This window comes from Niastella yeongjuensis (assembly GCF_900110245.1).
GTDB classification, from domain to species: Bacteria; Bacteroidota; Bacteroidia; order Chitinophagales; family Chitinophagaceae; genus Niastella; species Niastella yeongjuensis.
Map to the genome: position 1 here is coordinate 1 of NZ_FOCZ01000039.1, position 1,023 is coordinate 1,023.

A 1,023-nucleotide genomic window follows, 5' to 3' on the forward strand; every position below is an offset into this window, starting at 1 on the left:
CAAATCAACTTACTTAGAGAAGGGGTGGTCAGCATGGCCGGAACAAGTGGTCAGCATCATCGGTACAGGTGGTCAGGATGGATCGGATTATACATAATTGCGAGGCAAAGGCCGCAGCCTATTACTGGAAACGAATATTCCCCGACTTCCTTGAGTTCAGACGTGAACGATATGGACCTCCTCCCAATAATTTATTGAATTACGGATATGCTATACTAAGGGCCATAGTTGCCCGCAGCCTGGTAGCATCTGGTTTATTGCCAACGTTGGGAATTCATCACCGGAATCAATATAATGCCTATTGCTTGGCAGACGATATTATGGAACCATACAGACCTTATGTTGACCAGGTGGTTTGTCAGATCATTCGAGGAAATGGAAGATTTCTTGAGATGACGCCTAATATGAAAAAGGCTTTACTAAACATCCCTGTCATAGATGTGCAGATAGACGGACAAAAGAGCCCATTAATGAACGCAGTACAACGAACAACGGCCAGTCTGACTAAATGCTTTGAAGGAAAATCAAGAAAAATCTTATATCCGGAATTAGGGTGAACCCTTTTCCGACATATTTTTTCAATCTATATGCATGGAGGGGAGTTTGAACGTTTAAACGCCTACCGAATTATGTGGGTTTTAGTCTTCTTTGATCTGCCAACAGAAACCAAGAAGGACAGGAAAATATATGCCAAGTTCCGTAAGGAGATCCTGACATATGGATTCCAGATGTTCCAGTTCAGTATTTATCTGCGGCATTGTACCAGCAGGGAGAATGCCAATGTACATATAGAACGGGTTAAAAAGATCTTACCGGCTAAAGGCCATGTGGGCATTATGTGTGTGACAGACAAACAGTTTGGGATGATGGAAATATTTCGAGGCCATGATCAGGTAAAAGCACCAGAAACAGTACAACAGTTGGAGTTATTTTAAAAACCCGCATTTTAGGATTTAAAAAAGAGCTATTCTCATCCATTTTCTTATCCTAAAAAACAGCTCAAAAGCACAGCAGGACTGGGTT

General features: G+C 41.8%; 2 protein-coding genes. Both read left to right on the top strand.

The genetic code is table 11. The features are described 5' to 3' along the window. The first annotated feature begins 77 nt into the window (after window positions 1-77). The gene (cas1, locus tag BMX95_RS34380; RefSeq protein ID WP_081203648.1) at window positions 78-557 is read left to right on the top strand and encodes a type II CRISPR-associated endonuclease Cas1; all 480 of its coding nucleotides are present in this window, start codon (window positions 78-80) and stop codon (window positions 555-557) included. A gap of 72 nt (window positions 558-629) precedes the next feature. After that, complete coding sequence (gene cas2 / locus BMX95_RS34385; RefSeq protein ID WP_081203647.1) at window positions 630-935, top strand: CRISPR-associated endonuclease Cas2; 306 nt, start codon at window positions 630-632, stop codon at window positions 933-935. Window positions 936-1,023: the final 88 nt, after the last annotated feature.

Bases quoted from the DNA above. Each gene is read 5' to 3' on its own strand.
- cas1 (WP_081203648.1), top strand. From the start codon at position 78: ATGGATCGGATTATACATAATTGCGAGGCAAAGGCCGCAGCCTATTAC.
- cas2 (WP_081203647.1), top strand. From the start codon at position 630: ATGTGGGTTTTAGTCTTCTTTGATCTGCCAACAGAAACCAAGAAGGAC.